Genomic DNA, 18,811 nt, shown 5'->3' on the forward strand with positions numbered 1-18,811 from the left:
TGAAAATATTTCTAGTATAGGCTCTATTATCGCCCTTTAAATAAAGTCATTCGATGATGCTTTAAATATTTTTCATGTTCTCGATTTACATGAAAAGACATTCCGTCAGTAATACCTAATATTTCTGGTTTTTCCAAGTGACTAGAAACCATTACTTTTCCTGAATTTTCAAACGAAATAAATCCAAGATCAAAAGCTTTATCTAAATTAGCAAGCAATAACAAACCGTTAAATTTATCTAGCCGTTCATCATTATTAGCGTCTCGCCAAGGTTTAATATGCGACGCAACCAACATCTGTGTATTTTTATATCCAGTTACTGAGCATCCTTTCCACATCTCTATAAGTTGTTTTCTAAATGTTCCCTGTCCCATTCTGGTGTTGACCATTATTGATTTTTCAGTTTGGGTTAATTTTGTATTCTCAAAAATCTCTTGAATATCTGCTTTTACATCTATTTGGGATAAATCAGAAAGAAAATGTTGATATGAGTTTAATGCTGCACTGTACATACTGTTCCCTCTAGCATTAAATTCTTTAAATTTTTCAAGCGAACGAGCACTTTCTGAAAGACGGCAAAACTCTCGAAAAGACTTCACCTCAGTTAATGGCGCATCTATAAGCCCCTCTTGTACCATCCAATTAGAAATAGACCCACGAATCGCTTGAGAGTAATTCTTCGCTGTTTTCTCAGATTTACCAATATCAATAAGCCATTGAATATAAAGCTCAGTTAAGTCTGATAAATTTTCTACTAACGCATCTTTAAAATCATTAACTACTATTGAACTTTTTAAGTAATCAAAAAGCTCACAATCCAAATAAGCATAATCAACTGCTTTATTTGAATACCCTTTAATCAGGGAAACATCAATACCTTCTTGGTAAGATAAATGCCAAAAACCTTCACTTTTTAAATGATAAAAAGGGTTTTCTGGAGTATCTCTATCTTGACCTTGTTTACGTTCATTAAAAAAATATGTGAACCGATTTTTCAAAGTAGTATCAAGTTTAATTTTATTCTCATAGATGTAGCCCGCTTGTATTAAATCCATAACAGCAAGTAACATGCATACTTTATGAGGGCTTTTCTTTCCCTTACTACTATTCATGTTTAAATTACGGAACTTGTCTACATAATACTCAACAGACATACTTCATCCTATAAAGAGATTTAAGTTAGATTAAAAGCATAAGATTAATAATCCTATATATTCTAAACTTATTAATAATGTACTGATTTTATCGTAAATAAACAAAAAAAACATGAAAAGCATCACTAAATCAAAAAGTTACTTTATTTGGTTATTCATCACTTTTCTTAATAGAATATTACCCTATAATCAGGCCAAAATTCTTATTCTGAGTAGTACATGGCTGAGTTAATACCAACATTAAATACCTGTTTATCAAAAATGACATCAGGCGAAAAACGTTTAGCACAACGGCTAGAGAGCTTGTTAGAGGATGATTATATATGTTGGTATGATATTCCTGTAGGGCGTCTGCGTCGCTACCCAGACTTTATCATTTTGCATCCTGCTCGTGGGTTACTATTTCTTGAAGTTAAAGACTGGAAGCTCGATACTATAAAAAGTATTGATGCTGCTCGGGTTGAATTGCTAACTCCTAAAGGCATTGAAACAACCAGTAATCCTATTGAGCAAGTTCGTCAATGCAGCTACCAAGTAATTGATAAACTTAAACGCGATAAATTACTCATTAACCAAGAAGGGAAATACAAAGGCAACTTATGCCTTCCTTACGGTTATGGTGTTGTATTGACCAATATTACTCGAATGCAATTAGACAGAGCTATTCCATTAGAGGCGCAAGACTCGATACTCCCTCATCATTTGGTTATCTGTAAAGATGAAATGATAAGCACAATAGATCCTGAGCTTTTTCAATCGAAGCTGTGGCATATGTTTAATTATCAGTTTGGGAACAAATTAACATTACCTCAAGTAGATCGAATCCGTTGGCACCTTTTCCCTGAAATTCGTATTTCAAGCCCTGAGCAACAAACTCTATTACCTTTAGACAGTGATGACGAATCAGTAAACACCAATGCCTATATTCCCGACATCATTAAAATTATGGATATTCAACAAGAGCAATTGGCTCGAAGTTTAGGCGACGGACACCGTGTTATTCATGGCGTAGCTGGCTCTGGAAAAACACTGATCTTAGGCTACCGCTGTTTACATTTAGCTGAACAGTTAAAAAAGCCAATTCTTGTCCTCTGTTTTAATATTACGTTAGCGGCAAGATTACGCAGTTTCATTGATGAAAAGGGTATTTCAGGACAAGTTCAGGTTTATCATTTTCACGATTGGTGTGGGCAACAGATCAAAACCTATCATTTAGATGTCATTAAAGGTGATGCACCCTATTGGGAACGACAAGTAGAGACCGTTATTAATGGTGTTGAAAAAGGAGATATTCCAAAAGGACAATACGGAGCATTATTAATTGATGAGGGGCATGATTTTGAAGCTGAATGGCTTACGTTAGTTACTCAAATGATTGATCCTGATACTAATTCTCTATTACTGCTTTATGATGATGCTCAATCAATCTATAAAAAGAAAAATAATTTAGATTTTAGCCTAGCAAGCGTTGGTATTCAGGCTCAAGGTCGAACAACTGTACTACGTTTAAATTATCGTAATACAAGAGAGATCCTGTCTTTCTCATATAATTTTGCTAAGCAATATTTTGAAAATTCAGACGCCAAAGAAATCCCATTAATTCACCCCGAATCAGCTGGAATTACTGGTACGCATCCTGTTGTTAAAAAGTTTTCAACAATGGACCAAGAAGTTGAATATGCAATAAAATGTTTAGTCCATTGGCAGAAAAATGGTTATGCGTGGAGTGATATTGCCATTATTTATCCTTGTAAACACATTGGACAAAAAGTATCTGAAGCATTACAAGCTAAAAATATTCCTTATATTTTGCTCGCTAAATCTGAATATAAGAAAAAATACAACCCAAGCACAAATGTTGTTAATGTTCTACCGATACCAAGTAGTAAAGGGCTTGAGTTTAAAACAGTTGTCATTCTAAACTCATCAAATATTCCTAAAAAAAGCAGCGATAGATCAGAAGATATTCGTCGTCTATATGTGGGTATGACCCGCGCAACTCATAATTTATTAACTACTTATCATAAAGAAAATGAGTTAAGTGAAAGCCTTGAGGCTGCCGCTACTATAAATGCATAACCCCTAGCCCTGATTGTGACCCGTAGGGCCAAGACACAGCGAAGCGTTTTGTGGCTTGGTTGAGCCATTGGTGTGTAGCGAAGTATGAGCGTAATGCCAATTCGCGAGATAAAGCAGGTTGCCCGAAGGGTGCTTCTTTGCAAGATGCTTAGATTGAGATAAGAGTTGTGATGGTTAATTTAATGACTAAGAACGAGAGATTGTTTCTTAGTCATTAAGATTAGGCGATATTGTTTAGCGCTCGCTGTTGATCCATGTAAACTTTTAATCGATTAGCTCTGGATTCGATTTCTTTCTCTCTTAATTCTCCACGCTTCATGGCGAAGTTGATGGCTTGTTGATCATACACGCCTTCGTTCTGCATTTTCATGTTACTTATGCTGTTTTTTAGCTCTTCTTGGCTTCTGTCTCTTTCTATTGATTCAGTTTGAATTTTACCAATTGCTTCTACTTTCATATCGCCTCTGACCCCGTATTTATACCAGATGGGCTTTCCTTTTTTCTAAATTTAGTTGTAAGCGCTAATCTGGTCAAGCAATAGTGAAGCAACTTTCACAACTTTATGGCAAAGATCAATGCTTCGTGCTCTATCTCTTATATCTATCACGCTTATCCTGCTCTTTTTGGCTTTTTAACTATACTGGTGGTGGGATTGAAACATTAAAAGGATTTGTATGAACTACCAGCATCTTCAGGTTGAACAAGAGGATAATATTCTGATTGTTCGCTTGCACCGCCCTGAGAAACTAAATGCAGTCAATTATCTTATGTTTGAGGAGTTAATTGATGTTAGCCGCAAAGTTAAGCGTGATCACACCATTAGGGCGGTAATTTTAACCGGCAGTGGTGATAATTTTAGTTCGGGTTTGGATTTTAAGTCGATCATGAAACAAAAATCTCAAGCGATTAAATTACTGTTAAAAGTCTGGCCGGGCAATGCGAATAAGGCACAGCAAGTGAGTGCCAATTGGCGTGGGCTTTCGGTGCCTGTGATTGCGGCGATTGATGGGTATTGTTGGGGTGCTGGGCTTCAAATTGCACTTGGGGCTGATTTTAGAATTGCGTCTTCTCGCGCTAACTTGTCGATTATGGAGTCAAAAATGGGCCTAACCTCTGATATGGCAGGGTCTTTAACGCTTAGGGAGATTATGCCTAAAGACCAAGCAATGAGGCTCAGTATGTGTGCGACGCAGTTAGATGCAAAAACGGCGTTGCATCATGGGCTTATTACTGAGATTAACGACAAACCATTAGAGGCGGCAATTGAGTTAAGTAAACAGTTTGCGCAGACGTCGCCTGATGCGATTGCGGCAATTAAGCATATTTACAACCGTTATTGGACGGCGCCTAGATGGAAGCTTTTGGCTTATGAGACTTATAGCCAAGTGCGTATTTTAGTAGGTAAGAATTTTATGCAGGCGCAATATGCATTAAAGAAAAAAGCGCTGCCTATGTTTAAAAACAGACAACGCTTTTGGTGAGTTAGCTAAACGTAGCATATTTAACTCTCCACATAAGTTTGTATATACATTTAATTATGAGCAAACTACTTGTTGTTTCTTCTCACCAGATAACTCTGGTGCAGAGGTTCTATACTTATCAGACATCAATGTCTTAGCATTTTTTAGGAGTAACTTGCGCATATCCTGAGCAGATAAACGTTTAGTATTTTTTTTGTTCATGGCTCCTCCAGAGAACTTCTATATGGTTATATTATAGCCTAAGTACATTTAGGAATGAAGATTTAAGTTTAGCCTAACAACTCAGTCATTATTCGCTGCTGAGCATCTTGCAAAGATTCATAACTCGCATACATTGCTAAATCTTCACCTGATGTTACTTCAAAACCAAACTGCTCATAGTGTTGAATCAAATCTCTATGTGGTTGGACTACATATACACCAATACTCTCTTCTCTTAATGCTAGAAAGTAAGTTGCTGCAATAACAACTAGAGTTGTCAATCTTCCATTCAAGGGATGCTTTCTATTTTCTCTGACTAGCGATTCAATAAGGAAAATATATAAATGTCCATCTAAAGCAGCATAAACACCAAGCATTGCTCCATCAATTTGCGATTCAGAAACTAATCGAAAACCTAAATGAAAAGAGTCTTTATGTAAGTAATGTCCATGCTTGCCAAGCCAATTAAGTACTGTTCTGTTATCTCGAACAATACTCTCAAAATCATCATCACTTAAAGCTTGTACACTAAGACCCAAATCTACTTGATCAATAAATTGCTGTAAAAATAAAACCGTATCTTGAAGATCTTGCTGTATGTCCACTAACTTTACCCCAAATGTAAAATCTCTTAACAAAATCATCGTACCATACTAAAGGTACAATCTTCATTAAAGAAAAAAGCGCTGCCTATGTTTAAAAACAGACAACGCTTTTGGTGAGGGTGGTAGCTGAGGTTTACGGCTTAGTCGATAACATTTCGTCTAGGCCACCACCATTATATATTTGGGTATAGCCTTCTTGTTGTAAGTAGCTCATCGCTCTACCTGAGCGCGCACCACTGCGGCAATACACCACAATAGGCGTGTCTTTATCGATATTAGCAAAGGCGGTTTCAACGGTGCTTAATGGCAAGTTTGCGGCGTCGGTTAGGTGTCCTTGGCTAAATTCACCTGGGGTGCGTACGTCTATTAATAATGCGCCTTGCTCGATAAGAGCCCACGCTTGTTCACTGCGCTCTGATGCCCAACAGGTAAAAGACAGCATTGATAGTAGTAGACATAATCCCGCTTTAATTTTCATTTATTGTCCTTTTAAAATGCTCAGTAAAATTTGCCTTTATTTTAATCTGGATTGTGTGTTTTCACATAGATTGCTCATCGTATTTATAGGCTAGATCAAAAAAGCCAGCGTATTCTCTTTAATCAAAAGGAATAACACTGGCTTTTATATCCATAGAGTAAAATGGCTATAAGTTACATTGCTGCTTGTTTACGGTGTTTGAAATCCACAATCAAACCTAATACAAATACACCGACAGTCACAAATAGGATACTTTGGAATACGTGGTGGTATTGCGTTGCAGAGACAATCAGATCTAATGCATCTGCGTTAGTGCTTGTGTTGGTTGAAGTGAACTGTGCGATATCTGCTGCTAAGTAGTTGGCCACAGAGCCCCCTGCAAGCATATAGATACCCGCTAATGTGCCTGTTGCGCCTTGTGGATTTAAGCGAGTAATGGCAGCAAGGGCAACTGGGTCAATAAACAGTTCTGCAACACCAATACACAATAAGCCAACCATTAACCAAACAAAGGTTGTCTCGCCGCTTGCCATTGCTAGTTTTGACGACAAGGTAATTAAGCTAAAGCCTGCGGTTAATAACAAAAGGCCCATATTCAATTTAGTGAGCGTTCTTACTGAAATGCTTTTTGAGTCTAATATTTTCCATAACCATGCGACGGCGGTACCACCAATAATCACCGCGACAGGGTTAATGGCTTGGAAGAACGCAGTTGGAATGGTGAAACCGCCAATATTGGTGTTGATGTTGCGCTCGATGAATAAGCTGATTGAGCTACCACCTTGTTGATCAAAGGCCCAAAACACGGTACCAAAGAGCATGAAGTACATGATGGAGTTTAGTTTTTGGCGATCTTCTGCATCACTTTTACGATACAGGCCAATGATATGCAGCACTGACATAAAACAAATCACGAACAAGATGTAGCCTGCCCATAGATTTTTAAGTACAAATACCAAACCTAATGTGGCGACGGCAATGGCGATGATCAGTAAAGACCAGTGCGGAATGCCTGCGCTTTTTTGTTGTAGTGCAGTAAAGTTTGGTTGGCTTACATGGGCAAAGTTTTTATGCCCTGAGATAAATACGCCCAAACCAATAAGCATTCCTACCCCTGCCAATGAAAAGCCGATGTGCCAGCCCCATTTCATGGCGGCAAAACCACATAAGATAGGGGCAATCATTGAGCCGATGTTGCCACCAATATAAGAGATAGAGAAGCCAGCTTCACGTCCGTGCTCTTGTTCTTTGGTTTGGTATAGCTCGCCCAGTAAGCAGCTTGAGTTGGTTTTAAAGAATCCATAGCCACAGATAATTAATGATAGTGCGATATAAAGTGTGGTGTGATCGCCACTTGGAATGCTGAGAACAAAGTGTCCCCCGACCATTAATAAGCCACCTAAGATCACTGACCAATAGTTACCTAAATATTTATCTGCTAAGTAACCACCTATGATTGGCGTTACGTATACCAGTGAGGTATAGGCTCCATATAAGGCGTAAGCATGTTGATCTGACATTAATAGCTTTTCGGTTAAGAAAAGGATCAATAAAGAGCGCATGCCGTAATAGCTGAAAAACTCCCACATTTGTATCGCAATAATGTGGAATAGCCCTTTAGGTTGTTTGATCGTGTTCATCTGCTGCCCTATGACGGTTGCCCAAATAAATATCAATTATTTATCTATTGGTACTTATTCACTAATATTGGCTAAACATACACAGCAACCATAAAAACACCAAGATATTTGCGGCAAATCCCGTGTAACATAAGTTTTCAAATATGATAGTCATGTTGGGACGGAGTTCATATCGAACATTTCGTCCACCTTAACAGCGCAATTTTTCTCTATTGCCTTTAACAGCAGGTTCCTGTTGAGCATCGATGGATGTCTATATGCTTGCCGCTATTATCAGAGCTAGAAATGACTTTTTGTTAATGATGGTACTTATCTTTAGTAAAACAAGAAAATTTTGGAATACTTAACTGAAATTACATTAATGCCGAGGGAGTGTTGGGTATTTGTTATTCAAAAATATAATATTTTAGACTCACTCTCTAATAACATTGATTATTTATATCATCACCCAATGGGGTTACGTTTTTTCAACTCCATCTTTGTACTATTATTTCAGTTCAATCGCTTCAAAATCAAAACCAATTGGTGATAGCTGTCCAGTAGCTTTCGCTTGAGTACCTTGTTTAATGACTTGCCAATAGGCTTTATTTTCTAAACAAATCGATCCTGAAAATGTATCTATACTCACCGAGCCTTTGCAGTTTTTACTGTAGTAATCACGTGCTTTATCGGAAAAAATAATATCAATTTGGGCAGGTTTTGCGTATAAGAAGTGCCAAACATTCGCGCCACCCAACATCAAACTAAGCGTTAGTAATAAATTTCCTATCGTTAAACTAAATATTTGCTTCGGCAAGCCTTGCCCCATCATTCTGGCTCGTTCTCGGGTCTGTTTAGAAAGCATTTTTGGCAGCAACATTACACCACTAATAAGATAAACCAGCGCCACAACTGACCACATTCTGTCTATCACTTCATCATGCCACATTAGATCAGAGAAAAAGAACATCGAACCCACACCGAATATTCCGAAAACAAACAAACTGATGGCCATTACATTAGCCACTTTCTCTAATAACACTACGGGCGGAAAGTATTGCTCAATAAAAGCCCTTTTTCCTAATATCAATACTTGCTCGAGATGTTCTTCAAGCTCACTACGTGTTACTTGTCCGAACTCTTTCTTACGAATTTTCCCCTTACTGTTTTGATAGAAAAGAGTGAGAAGACCACTCTCAGTATCAATAAGATCATAACTGACCTTAATTTTTCCATTACTAACTTTCACCTCTGCTATAAGTAAAGGCAGTACAATTCCCTGCTCACCGATAGCTGAAAAATCAACATCAACGCCTGACAAAAAGTCATTGAGAGCTACTTTTAATTCTCGTTTACTCGTAATAACGCCAGGGTAACATTTTTGGTCATCGTCTACATGTAAGGTTAGAGACTGGATATACATAGTTAAAATTCCCCTTCTAACAAGGCACTGAATGAATTACTGCTTTCGCCCTGCCAAATGTGTTTACTTTTGTTTACATTATATTGCTGTTGGGCAAGCGCTTTTTGCTGAGGAGTCAGGTGTCCTTCAGATTGTTTCACTAAGTCATGTGCTCTTGAGAAGTTGTTATTTCTGGCATAGCTTGCCCAAATAAATGCTTCAGCGTACTGCTGATTATTTGAATACATCACCGCTTGGTTATATTGCGCGACAGGCAAAGATTGATAGGCCGCTTTTTGTTGCCAATACAGTGCAAGTTGAGGGTTCTTAGTGACATAGTCCCCCATATGATACATAAGGCTAAGGTAATACTGCGCTATTGGATGATCTGAATTTTTGCTAAACCATTGATAAGCAATTTTAAAGTGTTGCTCAACAGTCGTATCATAATAATAAAGCGTCGCTAAGGTCACTTGGCTAGGAATATCGCCTTTATTGGCAGCCTGTTCAAAAAACGCTCGCGCTTGGGTATATTGTTTATTCCTTAATAGAGTAAAACCAACTTTCCGAGATTCTTGTGTTGATATTTCTTCTGCATAGCGTTCAATACCAGAAAGCTTAATGCCTTCCGATTTAAATAATGAAAAGAAAAATGCCACGACAAGCGTGCCTACGATGGTTATTCCAGCACTTTTAAGCTTATTTATCATGAGTTCAATAGTCCAAAAGTTTAATGCCTTTCTAGGTTTCGAATAAATCAAAAACTCTGCCTATTTAACCTCTTTTGCAGTTTGGCAAAATAAATACCACAGTTCAGATGCTTAGCTATCTTAGCATGACCCGTAGACTCTCCGCTATTATCACATGTGATTGTTTTGCAAAGCCATTTAAAGGGCTTCATCATGCGATTTATCGCACAAATTGAGACAAACATCTTTCTTCATAAATTATATGCTCACTTCTTAATATAGATTAAGGTTTTGCTCTTTTCTTAGCGCTACTATTGCCGCCCTTTTATCCCAACGACATGACAGAACACTTCTAGAGGATTGCACTTGAGCACTTTGTTTACACAAACCCAGATTGGCAACATGACACTAAAAAACCGCTTTGTTCGAAGTGCAACGTGGGAAAATATGGCGACTGAAGATGGCCATATGACAGACAAACTTTACGATATCTATGAAGAGCTAGCAAAAGGTGAAGTTGGCTTAATAGTGACAGGTTATGCAAATATCGTTGAGGAAGAAAAACCTAACGCAGGCATGATGGGTATGTACAACGACTCTTTTATTACTGAATACCAAAAGCTGACTGAGTTAGTGCATAAGTATGATTCTAAGATTGCGATGCAGCTGGCGTATGGTGGCACAAAGACCACGTATAACGTCGGCGAGCGTGTGATCTTTGCACCAAGTGACGTATGCGAAAGAGGCACGCAAACTCTTGGTAAAGCGATGACTAAAGATGAGATTGATTACATTGTTGATGCCTTTGCTCAAGCAAGCCGTCGAGCGCAAGAATCTGGTTTTGATGGTGTTGAAATTCACGCGGCGCACACTTATTTAATCAATCAATTTTTAAGCCCATATTACAACCGTCGTGAAGATGAATACGGCGGTAGCTTAGAGAACCGCATGAGATTCTTAATTGATATTTATGTCAAAATCAGAGAATTAGTGGGTAATGAATTCCCTATCTTAGTTAAGCTAACGGCCACGGAGTTTTTTGAAGGCGGTTTAACCTTTGATGACACTCGCCTTATCTGTAAAAAACTGGAAGAGATTGGGGTTGATGCCATTATCGTTTCAGGCAATATTCACGGCAATGCGAGCACCATGATTGGCGAATCGTTTGATGGTTATACGTTGCAAGACGAAGGCTATTTCCGTGAATATGGTGCAGTAATCAGTGAAGACATTACTATCCCTGTAATTACTGTGGGTGGTCTTAACGATATTTGTGCGATTGAAGCGATTGCTGAGAACACCAATATTCAATATTTTGCTTTATCACGCCCTTTGCTTGCTGAGCCTCAGTTAATCAAGCGTTGGAAAGAAGGCAGCAGAGCAGAAGTGGATTGTGAACGTTGCTCTAAGTGTCGCACCAAACGCGGTAATTTCTGCGTGGTGTATAAAAAGAGAAAGCCAAAGAAAATGCAAGCGTAAATTTACTTTCTTTAGAGTGACAAATATAAAAACGCCGCAGGTATTAACTGCGGCGTTTTAGTTTGATTTACTAGAGGGGGAATTCTAGTATTTTTTTAGGATCTCAACGATGTCATTTTGGCTATCTGAATTGATGATTGCCTCGATATCTTCATCGTTTTGGAACAACTCAGATAACGCCATAATGGTATTGATGTGGCTGTCTGAATCCATGGCGGCTAATGTCACTGAGAAGTACACATCGCCATTGTCTTCTGACTCTAGGTTCACTCCATTCTTAAACACGGTAATTTGAAGCGCCGCTTCGTTTACACCATCTTCAGGTCTTGCATGTGGCATCGCTATTTTAGGAGCAAGCACATAGTAAGCACCAATTTCATTATGTTTCTGTTTGATGGCTTCTAGGTAACTTGGTTCAATCTTTCCATTTTTTAGCAATACTGAACACGTTAGCGCTAACGCTGAATCGACACTTAAATTGCTTTCAGATGTGATAACAATACCGTCGTCACCAATTAATTCTAATAAACTCATGATACAAACCATCCAAGTAGTAGACCAACCACACCAAAGTCAAAATCAGAGAAGGTTGTTGCTTCTAATCCTAAACCACCAAGTACTGGAAGCAGTAACATTGGTAAGATTGAGATACAGATACCTTGTGTAAATGAACCTAAGATAGCGCCACGTAAACCACCCGTTGCATTACCGTACACACCAGAAGCGCCACCCACGAAGAAGTGAGGAACAACACCAGCAACAATAATCGTCCATCCCATCATGCCTTGTACACCCATCATTAATAGGCCAGCAGAGAATGAAGATAAGAAGCCAATTAATACCGCGTTAGGAGCAACAGGGAATACCATTGGGCAATCTAGTGCAGGTTTTGCACCTGGAACTAATGTGTCTGAAATGCCTTTAAACGCAGGAACAATCTCAGCAATCAACATTTTTACACCTTGAAGTACGATGTAAACACCGCCAGCAAAAGTAAGTGATTGCATAAAGGTGAATACCACCCAGTTTTGTCCACCAGATACGCTCTCAACAAACTCACCACCAGCAAAGCTAGAAGCCAATAAGAAGAACAATGCCATAGTTACCGCAACCGCTACTGGCGTATCACGTAAGAACATTAGGCTTTTTGGTACGTTAATGTCTTCTGTTGATTTTGATGTGTCACCAAACTTGCTGCCAATATAGCCTGAAACCACATAAGAAAGTGTTGAGAAGTGACCCATTGCAAGTTGGTCTGTGCCCATTACTTTTTCAGTATATTTTTGAGCAATCGCTGGCATGATAACCATCAGCGAACCAACAATGATAGAGCCTACTGCAACTAACGTTGTACCTGTAATGTCTGCTGTTGATAAAATTACTGCAACAAGCATCGACATAAACATGGTGTGGTGACCCGTTAAAAATATATATTTTAAAGGAGTAATGCGAGCCAGTACGATATTCACAATAAATGAGAAGAACATAATTAGTGCCATTTCATAACCAAACGCTTCTTGTGCTAATGCCACAATCGCTTCGTTATTTGGAATAACACCACTTACACCAAAGGCTTCTGTAAATACGGTTGAGAAGTTATTTAATGCGCCAACCAAAGCGCCAGCACCAAAACCTAGAATTAAAAATCCCATTACGGTTTTAATAGTGCCTTTTAAAATGGTGGATATATCTGACTTTTGAGCAACAAGGCCAATAAAGGCAATTAAACCTACCATTATTGCTGGCTCTTTTAATAAGCCAAGCATAAATTCAAAGAAATTAACCATAATAATAAAACCTTACATGAATGCTTTTAGTTGCTCTTCAATAGACACTTTATCAAAAATATTTTTAAGACTAATAATATTTTGCTTACCAGCAGCTTCTAATTGAGTGGCTACATCTGTTGCTGCAACCCAAATATCAGCGGTGCTTGATGCTGCTGATGATAAATCTTCGTGATCAACTTCGGCTTCAAAACCAATTTTTTTAGCCACTTCTTTAACTGCCATTTCCATCATTAATGAAGTGCCTAAACCGTTACCACATACAACTAAGATCTTTTTCATTTTATATACTCTCTGTAGGATTAAGTGGAATGTATATTTCATTCCCTAGTAATTATGTTGAGAATCTTAATGGGTAAATTGAAGATTTAAATAGATCTAAATCACAAAGCCAAAATGAGATTGTGATGCAGATCTGCTTAACACGGTCTTATTAATAAAAAGCTTTGTTAATTTTTTCTGAGGAATTTGAAACTGTGATGGGTGTTGTATTTATAAATAGATGAGTTAGAAACTATTCATTTCGCATCTTTTTTAATTCGGTGCGTGAAAATAATCAATAAGTATTAGTCGATTATTTCCCGTAATCTGTCAGCATTTTTTTCAATAGATTATTTACGTCTTTGGTCTTTTTATTTCGTTTTGTTAGCGCGCTTAATGACATTGGCATTTTCGGCTCTTCTTTTTGTATCTCACCTTCACCTGCTTTGAGTTTCATTTTTTGCACAGCAGGTAATAGCATTCGTACTTCGTCACCTTTTTCATCGGTTAAAAGTACAATATTTTCTGACTCCACTTGAACAATGGTGAGTAAGCCATGCTTTACTGACTCTATTTTCTCTCCTACCATTATAGATTCTGGTGGTACTGAACGATCAGCCAATTGCCCACTTCTTAATTTGGCAGCACTAATCGCACGAACGTTCCCTGTATTCTCAAACGCTACAATCACGGTATGCGTATTGTAGTATTCGATCACGGTAACATAGCCGTGCTTTTTGGTTTTAAATTTTGCACCATTTTGCATATCGTGTGGCGCATCCATTTTCTTTGCTAACATCTGTCCTTCCTATCTCACACACTTTAACCAATCAAAGCACACTCTTTTGTACCTAGTTCGGTTTAGCCCGCAGAGAGTATATACATATAAAACATCAAGATAAATCTATCATTTGGGTTACAACTAATACCAATCACAGTAAGTGAGCACTTATTTACTACGATTGGTATAATGCTTATATATAAAGCATAATCTAAAATATTGTATTTATCTTATTCTTAAAAACAGCTCGAATCTTATAGAAAAATACGTGCCCTGATGAACAAGAAACATTACTCTCCCGTTATCATTATGGAACTTTTCTTCCATAGTTATTGGGTAATTACGCTATTTCCCTCTTAGCGAGTTTTGTTTATCTTACTCCCATCAACAGCGCGTGGATTGGATGTTCCTCTACGCTTTTGTTCACCGAATTTAGGAAATAGATATGACTCACCCAATTATTGCTGATTTAAACTCTCGTTACACAGCTAAAAAATACGATGCAACTAAACGTATCTCAGCAGAAGATATGGATGTGATTAAAGAAGCAATCCGCTTATCTGCTTCTTCAATCAACTCTCAACCATGGAAATTCATTGTTCTTGAGAGTGATGAAGCAAAAGAGCGTTTCCACGGTACGTTTGCGAATATGTTCCAGTTTAACCAACCGCACGCAAAAGAAGCGTCTCATACTATTTTATTTGCACACAACCCTAAATTTGATAAAGACCAATACCGTAAAGTGGTTGACGCTGAAGTAAGTTCTGGTCACCTTCCAGCTGAGCGTTACAACGACATGCTTGATGGTGCTTACGGTTTTGTTGAATTGAATACTGATGAAAATGGCTTTAATGGCAACTGGACTAAAGCACAATCTTACATCGCTCTAGGTAACACATTGCATACGCTTGCTCGTATGGGTATTGCTTCTACTTCTATGGAAGGTGTTGATGCTCAATTAATTGGCGAAGAGTTTAAAAACGAACTTGGTGGTTATGTGTGTGATTTTGCACTTGCGCTGGGTTACCACAAAGAAGTTGAAGATTATAACCACGGTCTTCCAAAAGCTCGTTTAGCGATGGAAGATGTGATTACGGTTCTTTAAGAGCTAATACCAATCTACATAAGTATTTGATCATTCTTGCTTGTTAAAACAACCCTGCTCTTTTGAGTGGGGTTGTTTTTATTTATTGAGCTGTTTCTATTTATTGATTTGATACATGGTATCGAAGTTTGGGATATGTTGCTCCCAACGAGGTGGTTCGCCTATATGCTCCTTCACGGCTGCAATAAACTCTCTCACTAACGCGGTCTGCTTTCTATGCGGGTATAAGGCATAAACCGCAAGCCCCTTATTGCAAATGGCATAGTTTGTTAATAATGGTTTTAGATTCATCTCTTCAATTGAACATGCCAAATTAGAAGACGCAATTGCGGCATAACCTAACCCATCTTTTACCCCTTCCAATAGCGTTCTTACGTCATTCACTTTGTAGTTACCCTTCATCTTGTAGTTTTTAAACTGCTTTGAATCAGGGCTTTCACTAAACCTAAGTGTATCCACAGTTAACGTGCCATTGCTATAGATAACAGAAGGCAAACTGACAAGCTCTTCTGGTGTAGTTGGCTCGCCATATTGCTCAATGAATTCATGCGAGGCTAAGACAACAGCACGAATATCTGCTATTTTTTTTGCTATTAAGCTAGAGTCATCTAATTGGCCTAAGCGAAAAGCAACATCGAAGTGATCGGTAATAATATCAGAGCGTTTGTCGTCCATTAGCAGCACAATCTCTACATCTGGGTACGATTTCATGAATTTACTGATCACAGGTTGCAGATATTGTTGCCCAATATGTACGGGAGCGGTGATCCGAATACGACCTTTTGGCTCTGCATGGTAAGAGTCTGCAATGGTTTGTACATGACCGATGGTGTTAACCAGTTGATGAGCTTGCTCTAAGATCTCTTCACCGGCTGGAGTTAAAGAAAAGGAACGGGTCGAACGGTTGAGTAGTTGCACTCCAAGCTCTGTCTCTAATTTTTTGATCTGTTTGGAAAGCGTTGAATTGTCCATATCATGCAGCGCAGCGGCTTTGGTAAACGAGCCTTGTTGTACAACATCAATAAAGAGTGAAAGCTGATTAACCAGAGACATGACGAATCCTTTGTTTAAATAGAGAGGCGTTAACTAATGACATTATAAATCATTAACTAAAGCCTATTATACTGGTCTAAATGTAAGATGATATCAACGCATTAGCGGATAAGTAAAAAACACTAGATGTAAAAAGTTAAACAAGAAGTGGAAGCCGACCGCGACCCATAAACGATTGCTGTAATGAAACGCTAAACCATATCCAACACCAGCTAAGGTAGCAAAAGCAACCAGTAACCAACCACCGCCAATATGGGCTAAGCCAAACAATACACTTGCTACTGCTATACCTAAAACCCAACCAAAACGTTTCCCTAACTCTTGTTGAATAAAACCACGGAAAAAGGCCTCTTCTGCAACACAAGTCAGTAATAAGTTATTTAATGCAAATACCCACCACCAACTTGGGATTGTAAACTCTGGCTTTAATGCTCCTAATCCCCACGCAAGAGGCAGCAAAGCAAATAGGGGAACAGCAATAAGCATTAATGCTTGTTTGTTGAAGGTGTCTTTTTTACCTAATAGAGCAGGATAAGCCAGTAACAATCCAAAAAATATAAGCGGCTTATCTAAATTCAAATACATCGTAAATGGAATACTTAACGGTCCAGAAACGACAGAATCTAAAACTTTAGCATTATTAAAACCGGGGATAAAATGTAGGAATAACGCAATCGACCAAATAAAAATAAAAGCATAAGCGCCATATTGCCACTTACGCTCTAAACTTGGTGTTTTATAAGCAATGACTAAGCCAGCTATCACCCCTGTTAATCCTATAAAATTTAATCTCTGCTCTATAATTGCACCGATTAAACTTATTCCTAGTAAAATAAAGCTCGCTTTCATTTGTTGGACAAAAGCCAGAACAATAGCTAAAGCAAGTGATACCCAGACCCACATCGAAAAATCAAAAACCATAACAATTCCTACAACACAGCAATAACAATTAGTAAGAATAATACAAGGTAATGGAAGCTATAGATAGACAAATGAGTATCATTATCATCAATATATTTAACTATTAATATATGTTTATAATTATCTTTTTCTTTATGCTACTTGTACTTACCAAGGATCTTTTGATAAATGCGTTCTGCCAATTGGTGACTGGCAATATTACGATCTACCGTTGTTGTGGCTAACTTCCCTTTCTCTACAACACTAATCCAATCTTGGATCATATTCTCAAACCCTTTACTGGTAAGCATTGGAGTCCAATCTTTAAGGGAAAGCTTTTGCTCAGTACTGTTATGCCAAATTTTACCTTCAACAAAAGAACCAAACTCGAAAGCTTGATTCTCATAACTTGCAGATACTCGCTCTGTCGTAATACCAAAATGACGATCCATTGAGGCATGCAGTAAAGTTTCTCCAACTTGCCATTGCACATCTAATCTTGCTAGTTGGTTGCCTTGCATTTGATGGGTGATATACAGATCATCTATCGTTGACTGGGCGTTTAGATTGATGCTGTCTAACGGATGGATAAAATCATCAAAAATAAAGGTGCGAAGATCACCCGGTAAAGCATGGCGGTGTTTTTCCCAGCGCAGTGAGCGTAGTTGACCAACTTCTCCGTTTGCCAACTCAGGTAAATATTGATTATATAACGGGATGTGGCGACGATTAAAACCAACATAAAGTGGTTGGTTATGCTTAGCTGCGATAGTGTAAAGTTGCTCAACCTCTTCTGCTGAATCAGCCAACGGCTTATCTACAAAGGTAGGTACTCCGTTTTTAAGAAAAAAGGAGGCGATGTCAAAATGCACGCGAGTGGCCGCATGGATCATTACCGCATCAACCCCCAAGGTTAATAGCTCTTGGTAATTTTCACAATATTGATCCACACGATATTTCTGTGCCAATTGTTTAAGTACCTCTGGATTACGAGTACAAAAAACCGGCTGAACATTTTCAAGCTGCGTGATGATAGGCAGGTACGCTTTTTGAGCAATATCACCCAAACCAATAATTCCAATTTTCATGACGATCCTTGTTTAAACGCGATAGGTATACTGCAACGCTATCACAACTTTATAAGGCTGCCATCATTTATCACATAAGAAAATTAACGCTAACGAATAACAAAAACTACAATCACCAAAGTTCAGGTTTATTAAACGCAGGAACGCATGATGAATCACCATCAATCCCTACTAGCTCTTGACCATTTAGAGACTGTGCTAACCATCCATGAGGGAAACTTAACGTTAGTGGCGCTTTAAATTGCGCTTCTGTTACTGGTTGGAAAGCCACTTTTGTGTAAAAGCTTGGATCACCATAAGTAAACGCTAATTCGACACCCTCTTTTTTCATTTCTTGAAGGCCAAAATTAATCAGTTCCTGACCAAACCCTTTACCTTGATAATCAGTATGAACAGCAACAGGTGCAAGTAAGAAGACAGTGATATCAGCCTCAAATGTCAGCCTAGTGAATAAAATACTGCCTATAATTTTCTCGTTTTCTGTTGCGACAAATACGTATAAGTCTTCTGCTTTAGTAGTTCCAATAAGATCTTCTACTAACTGACCAATTAACTCACCTTCTTTCTCTCCTTCTGAGTCAGAAAAAGTTTTGGTAAATAGTGTTTTAATCTCGTTTGTTTGTGTTGTTGTATATAAAGAATATTTCAT

20 protein-coding genes and 1 pseudogene are annotated in these 18,811 nt (G+C 38.2%); 4 read left to right on the forward strand and 17 right to left on the reverse strand.

Features of this window, described 5'->3' with window-relative positions; translation table 11 throughout:
- Positions 1-26 precede the first annotated feature (26 nt).
- Positions 27-1,154, reverse strand: coding sequence for an HNH endonuclease (locus PVK71_RS02795; protein ID WP_274417824.1), 1,128 nt, complete (start codon positions 1,152-1,154; stop codon positions 27-29).
- Between the two features lie 219 nt (positions 1,155-1,373).
- On the opposite strand from PVK71_RS02795, the gene PVK71_RS02800 reads away from it, so the two are divergent.
- Entirely contained in the window at positions 1,374-3,233 is a 1,860-nt protein-coding gene (locus PVK71_RS02800; RefSeq protein ID WP_274417823.1) for a 3'-5' exonuclease, read from the forward strand.
- 220 nt (positions 3,234-3,453) lie between these two features.
- Here PVK71_RS02800 and PVK71_RS02805 read toward each other — a convergent pair whose 3' ends face one another.
- Positions 3,454-3,690 (reverse strand): hypothetical protein, encoded by a 237-nt coding sequence (locus PVK71_RS02805; protein WP_130043487.1) that lies wholly within the window; start codon positions 3,688-3,690, stop codon positions 3,454-3,456.
- Positions 3,691-3,907: 217 nt separating this feature from the next.
- Here PVK71_RS02805 and PVK71_RS02810 point away from each other — a divergent pair, with 217 nt between their 5' ends.
- Complete coding sequence (locus PVK71_RS02810; protein WP_274417821.1) at positions 3,908-4,714, forward strand: crotonase/enoyl-CoA hydratase family protein; 807 nt, start codon at positions 3,908-3,910, stop codon at positions 4,712-4,714.
- 54 nt (positions 4,715-4,768) lie between these two features.
- Here PVK71_RS02810 and PVK71_RS02815 read toward each other — a convergent pair whose 3' ends face one another.
- The 7 genes and pseudogenes from PVK71_RS02815 to PVK71_RS20480 form a co-directional block, all read right to left on the reverse strand.
- Entirely contained in the window at positions 4,769-4,915 is a 147-nt protein-coding gene (locus tag PVK71_RS02815; RefSeq protein WP_165366802.1) for a hypothetical protein, read from the reverse strand.
- 68 nt (positions 4,916-4,983) lie between these two features.
- Positions 4,984-5,520, reverse strand: a complete 537-nt coding sequence (locus tag PVK71_RS02820) for a hypothetical protein (protein ID WP_274417819.1) — start codon at positions 5,518-5,520, stop codon at positions 4,984-4,986.
- Positions 5,521-5,653: 133 nt separating this feature from the next.
- Positions 5,654-5,998 carry a rhodanese-like domain-containing protein gene (locus PVK71_RS02825; protein WP_274417817.1) on the reverse strand — a complete coding sequence of 115 codons (345 nt, stop codon included), beginning with the start codon at positions 5,996-5,998 and terminating at the stop codon, positions 5,654-5,656.
- Positions 5,999-6,171: 173 nt separating this feature from the next.
- The gene (locus PVK71_RS02830; protein WP_274417816.1) at positions 6,172-7,638 is read right to left on the reverse strand and encodes a peptide MFS transporter; all 1,467 of its coding nucleotides are present in this window, start codon (positions 7,636-7,638) and stop codon (positions 6,172-6,174) included.
- A 487-nt stretch (positions 7,639-8,125) separates the two neighbouring features.
- A complete protein-coding gene (locus PVK71_RS02835) occupies positions 8,126-9,040 on the reverse strand; it encodes a hypothetical protein (RefSeq protein WP_274417815.1) in 915 nt (304 codons plus the stop codon).
- A gap of 2 nt (positions 9,041-9,042) precedes the next feature.
- Positions 9,043-9,678 (reverse strand): tetratricopeptide repeat protein, encoded by a 636-nt coding sequence (locus PVK71_RS02840; protein WP_443111706.1) that lies wholly within the window; start codon positions 9,676-9,678, stop codon positions 9,043-9,045.
- 15 nt (positions 9,679-9,693) lie between these two features.
- Positions 9,694-9,932: pseudogene (locus PVK71_RS20480) on the reverse strand (hypothetical protein); the annotation flags it as partial.
- A 142-nt stretch (positions 9,933-10,074) separates the two neighbouring features.
- Here PVK71_RS20480 and PVK71_RS02845 point away from each other — a divergent pair.
- A complete protein-coding gene (locus PVK71_RS02845) occupies positions 10,075-11,187 on the forward strand; it encodes an NADH:flavin oxidoreductase (RefSeq protein ID WP_274417813.1) in 1,113 nt (370 codons plus the stop codon).
- 84 nt (positions 11,188-11,271) lie between these two features.
- Here the strand turns inward: PVK71_RS02845 and PVK71_RS02850 are convergent, their stop codons facing one another.
- The 4 genes from PVK71_RS02850 to PVK71_RS02865 all read right to left on the reverse strand — a co-directional run bounded on the left by PVK71_RS02850 (position 11,272) and on the right by PVK71_RS02865 (position 14,019).
- A complete protein-coding gene (locus PVK71_RS02850) occupies positions 11,272-11,721 on the reverse strand; it encodes a PTS sugar transporter subunit IIA (RefSeq protein ID WP_274417812.1) in 450 nt (149 codons plus the stop codon).
- On the reverse strand, positions 11,718-12,974 hold the full coding sequence (locus PVK71_RS02855) for a PTS ascorbate transporter subunit IIC (protein WP_130086183.1): 1,257 nt from the start codon (positions 12,972-12,974) through the stop codon (positions 11,718-11,720). Before PVK71_RS02855 ends, PVK71_RS02850 begins: the two co-directional genes overlap by 4 nt.
- A 12-nt stretch (positions 12,975-12,986) precedes the next feature.
- A complete protein-coding gene (locus PVK71_RS02860; protein ID WP_130043479.1) occupies positions 12,987-13,256 on the reverse strand; it encodes a PTS sugar transporter subunit IIB in 270 nt (89 codons plus the stop codon).
- Between the two features lie 292 nt (positions 13,257-13,548).
- Positions 13,549-14,019 carry a hypothetical protein gene (locus PVK71_RS02865; RefSeq protein ID WP_274417885.1) on the reverse strand — a complete coding sequence of 157 codons (471 nt, stop codon included), beginning with the start codon at positions 14,017-14,019 and terminating at the stop codon, positions 13,549-13,551.
- Positions 14,020-14,461: 442 nt separating this feature from the next.
- Between PVK71_RS02865 and PVK71_RS02870 the strand changes: the two genes are divergently transcribed.
- Positions 14,462-15,121, forward strand: a complete 660-nt coding sequence (locus PVK71_RS02870) for a nitroreductase family protein (protein WP_274417811.1) — start codon at positions 14,462-14,464, stop codon at positions 15,119-15,121.
- A gap of 96 nt (positions 15,122-15,217) precedes the next feature.
- Here PVK71_RS02870 and PVK71_RS02875 read toward each other — a convergent pair whose 3' ends face one another.
- The 4 genes from PVK71_RS02875 to PVK71_RS02890 all read right to left on the reverse strand — a co-directional run bounded on the left by PVK71_RS02875 (position 15,218) and on the right by PVK71_RS02890 (position 18,811).
- Positions 15,218-16,174: a LysR family transcriptional regulator gene (locus PVK71_RS02875; RefSeq protein WP_274417808.1), complete on the reverse strand. Its 957-nt coding sequence runs from the start codon at positions 16,172-16,174 to the stop codon at positions 15,218-15,220.
- Between the two features lie 93 nt (positions 16,175-16,267).
- Complete coding sequence (locus PVK71_RS02880) at positions 16,268-17,095, reverse strand: CPBP family intramembrane glutamic endopeptidase (RefSeq protein ID WP_274417806.1); 828 nt, start codon at positions 17,093-17,095, stop codon at positions 16,268-16,270.
- Between the two features lie 137 nt (positions 17,096-17,232).
- Positions 17,233-18,162 (reverse strand): Gfo/Idh/MocA family protein, encoded by a 930-nt coding sequence (locus PVK71_RS02885; RefSeq protein ID WP_274417805.1) that lies wholly within the window; start codon positions 18,160-18,162, stop codon positions 17,233-17,235.
- A 112-nt stretch (positions 18,163-18,274) separates the two neighbouring features.
- Positions 18,275-18,811, reverse strand: a complete 537-nt coding sequence (locus PVK71_RS02890; protein ID WP_274417804.1) for a GNAT family N-acetyltransferase — start codon at positions 18,809-18,811, stop codon at positions 18,275-18,277.

The organism is Aliivibrio sp. S4MY1, assembly GCF_028765545.1.
Classification (GTDB): domain Bacteria; phylum Pseudomonadota; class Gammaproteobacteria; order Enterobacterales; family Vibrionaceae; genus Aliivibrio.

Bases quoted from the DNA above. Each gene is read 5' to 3' on its own strand.
- PVK71_RS02795 (WP_274417824.1), bottom strand. From the start codon at position 1,154: ATGTCTGTTGAGTATTATGTAGACAAGTTCCGTAATTTAAACATGAAT.
- PVK71_RS02800 (WP_274417823.1), top strand. From the start codon at position 1,374: ATGGCTGAGTTAATACCAACATTAAATACCTGTTTATCAAAAATGACA.
- PVK71_RS02805 (WP_130043487.1), bottom strand. From the start codon at position 3,690: ATGAAAGTAGAAGCAATTGGTAAAATTCAAACTGAATCAATAGAAAGA.
- PVK71_RS02810 (WP_274417821.1), top strand. From the start codon at position 3,908: ATGAACTACCAGCATCTTCAGGTTGAACAAGAGGATAATATTCTGATT.
- PVK71_RS02815 (WP_165366802.1), bottom strand. From the start codon at position 4,915: ATGAACAAAAAAAATACTAAACGTTTATCTGCTCAGGATATGCGCAAG.
- PVK71_RS02825 (WP_274417817.1), bottom strand. From the start codon at position 5,998: ATGAAAATTAAAGCGGGATTATGTCTACTACTATCAATGCTGTCTTTT.
- PVK71_RS02830 (WP_274417816.1), bottom strand. From the start codon at position 7,638: ATGAACACGATCAAACAACCTAAAGGGCTATTCCACATTATTGCGATA.
- PVK71_RS02835 (WP_274417815.1), bottom strand. From the start codon at position 9,040: ATGTATATCCAGTCTCTAACCTTACATGTAGACGATGACCAAAAATGT.
- PVK71_RS02850 (WP_274417812.1), bottom strand. From the start codon at position 11,721: ATGAGTTTATTAGAATTAATTGGTGACGACGGTATTGTTATCACATCT.
- PVK71_RS02855 (WP_130086183.1), bottom strand. From the start codon at position 12,974: ATGGTTAATTTCTTTGAATTTATGCTTGGCTTATTAAAAGAGCCAGCA.
- PVK71_RS02860 (WP_130043479.1), bottom strand. From the start codon at position 13,256: ATGAAAAAGATCTTAGTTGTATGTGGTAACGGTTTAGGCACTTCATTA.
- PVK71_RS02865 (WP_274417885.1), bottom strand. From the start codon at position 14,019: ATGGATGCGCCACACGATATGCAAAATGGTGCAAAATTTAAAACCAAA.
- PVK71_RS02870 (WP_274417811.1), top strand. From the start codon at position 14,462: ATGACTCACCCAATTATTGCTGATTTAAACTCTCGTTACACAGCTAAA.
- PVK71_RS02875 (WP_274417808.1), bottom strand. From the start codon at position 16,174: ATGTCTCTGGTTAATCAGCTTTCACTCTTTATTGATGTTGTACAACAA.
- PVK71_RS02880 (WP_274417806.1), bottom strand. From the start codon at position 17,095: ATGGTTTTTGATTTTTCGATGTGGGTCTGGGTATCACTTGCTTTAGCT.
- PVK71_RS02885 (WP_274417805.1), bottom strand. From the start codon at position 18,162: ATGAAAATTGGAATTATTGGTTTGGGTGATATTGCTCAAAAAGCGTAC.
- PVK71_RS02890 (WP_274417804.1), bottom strand. From the start codon at position 18,811: ATGAAATATTCTTTATATACAACAACACAAACAAACGAGATTAAAACA.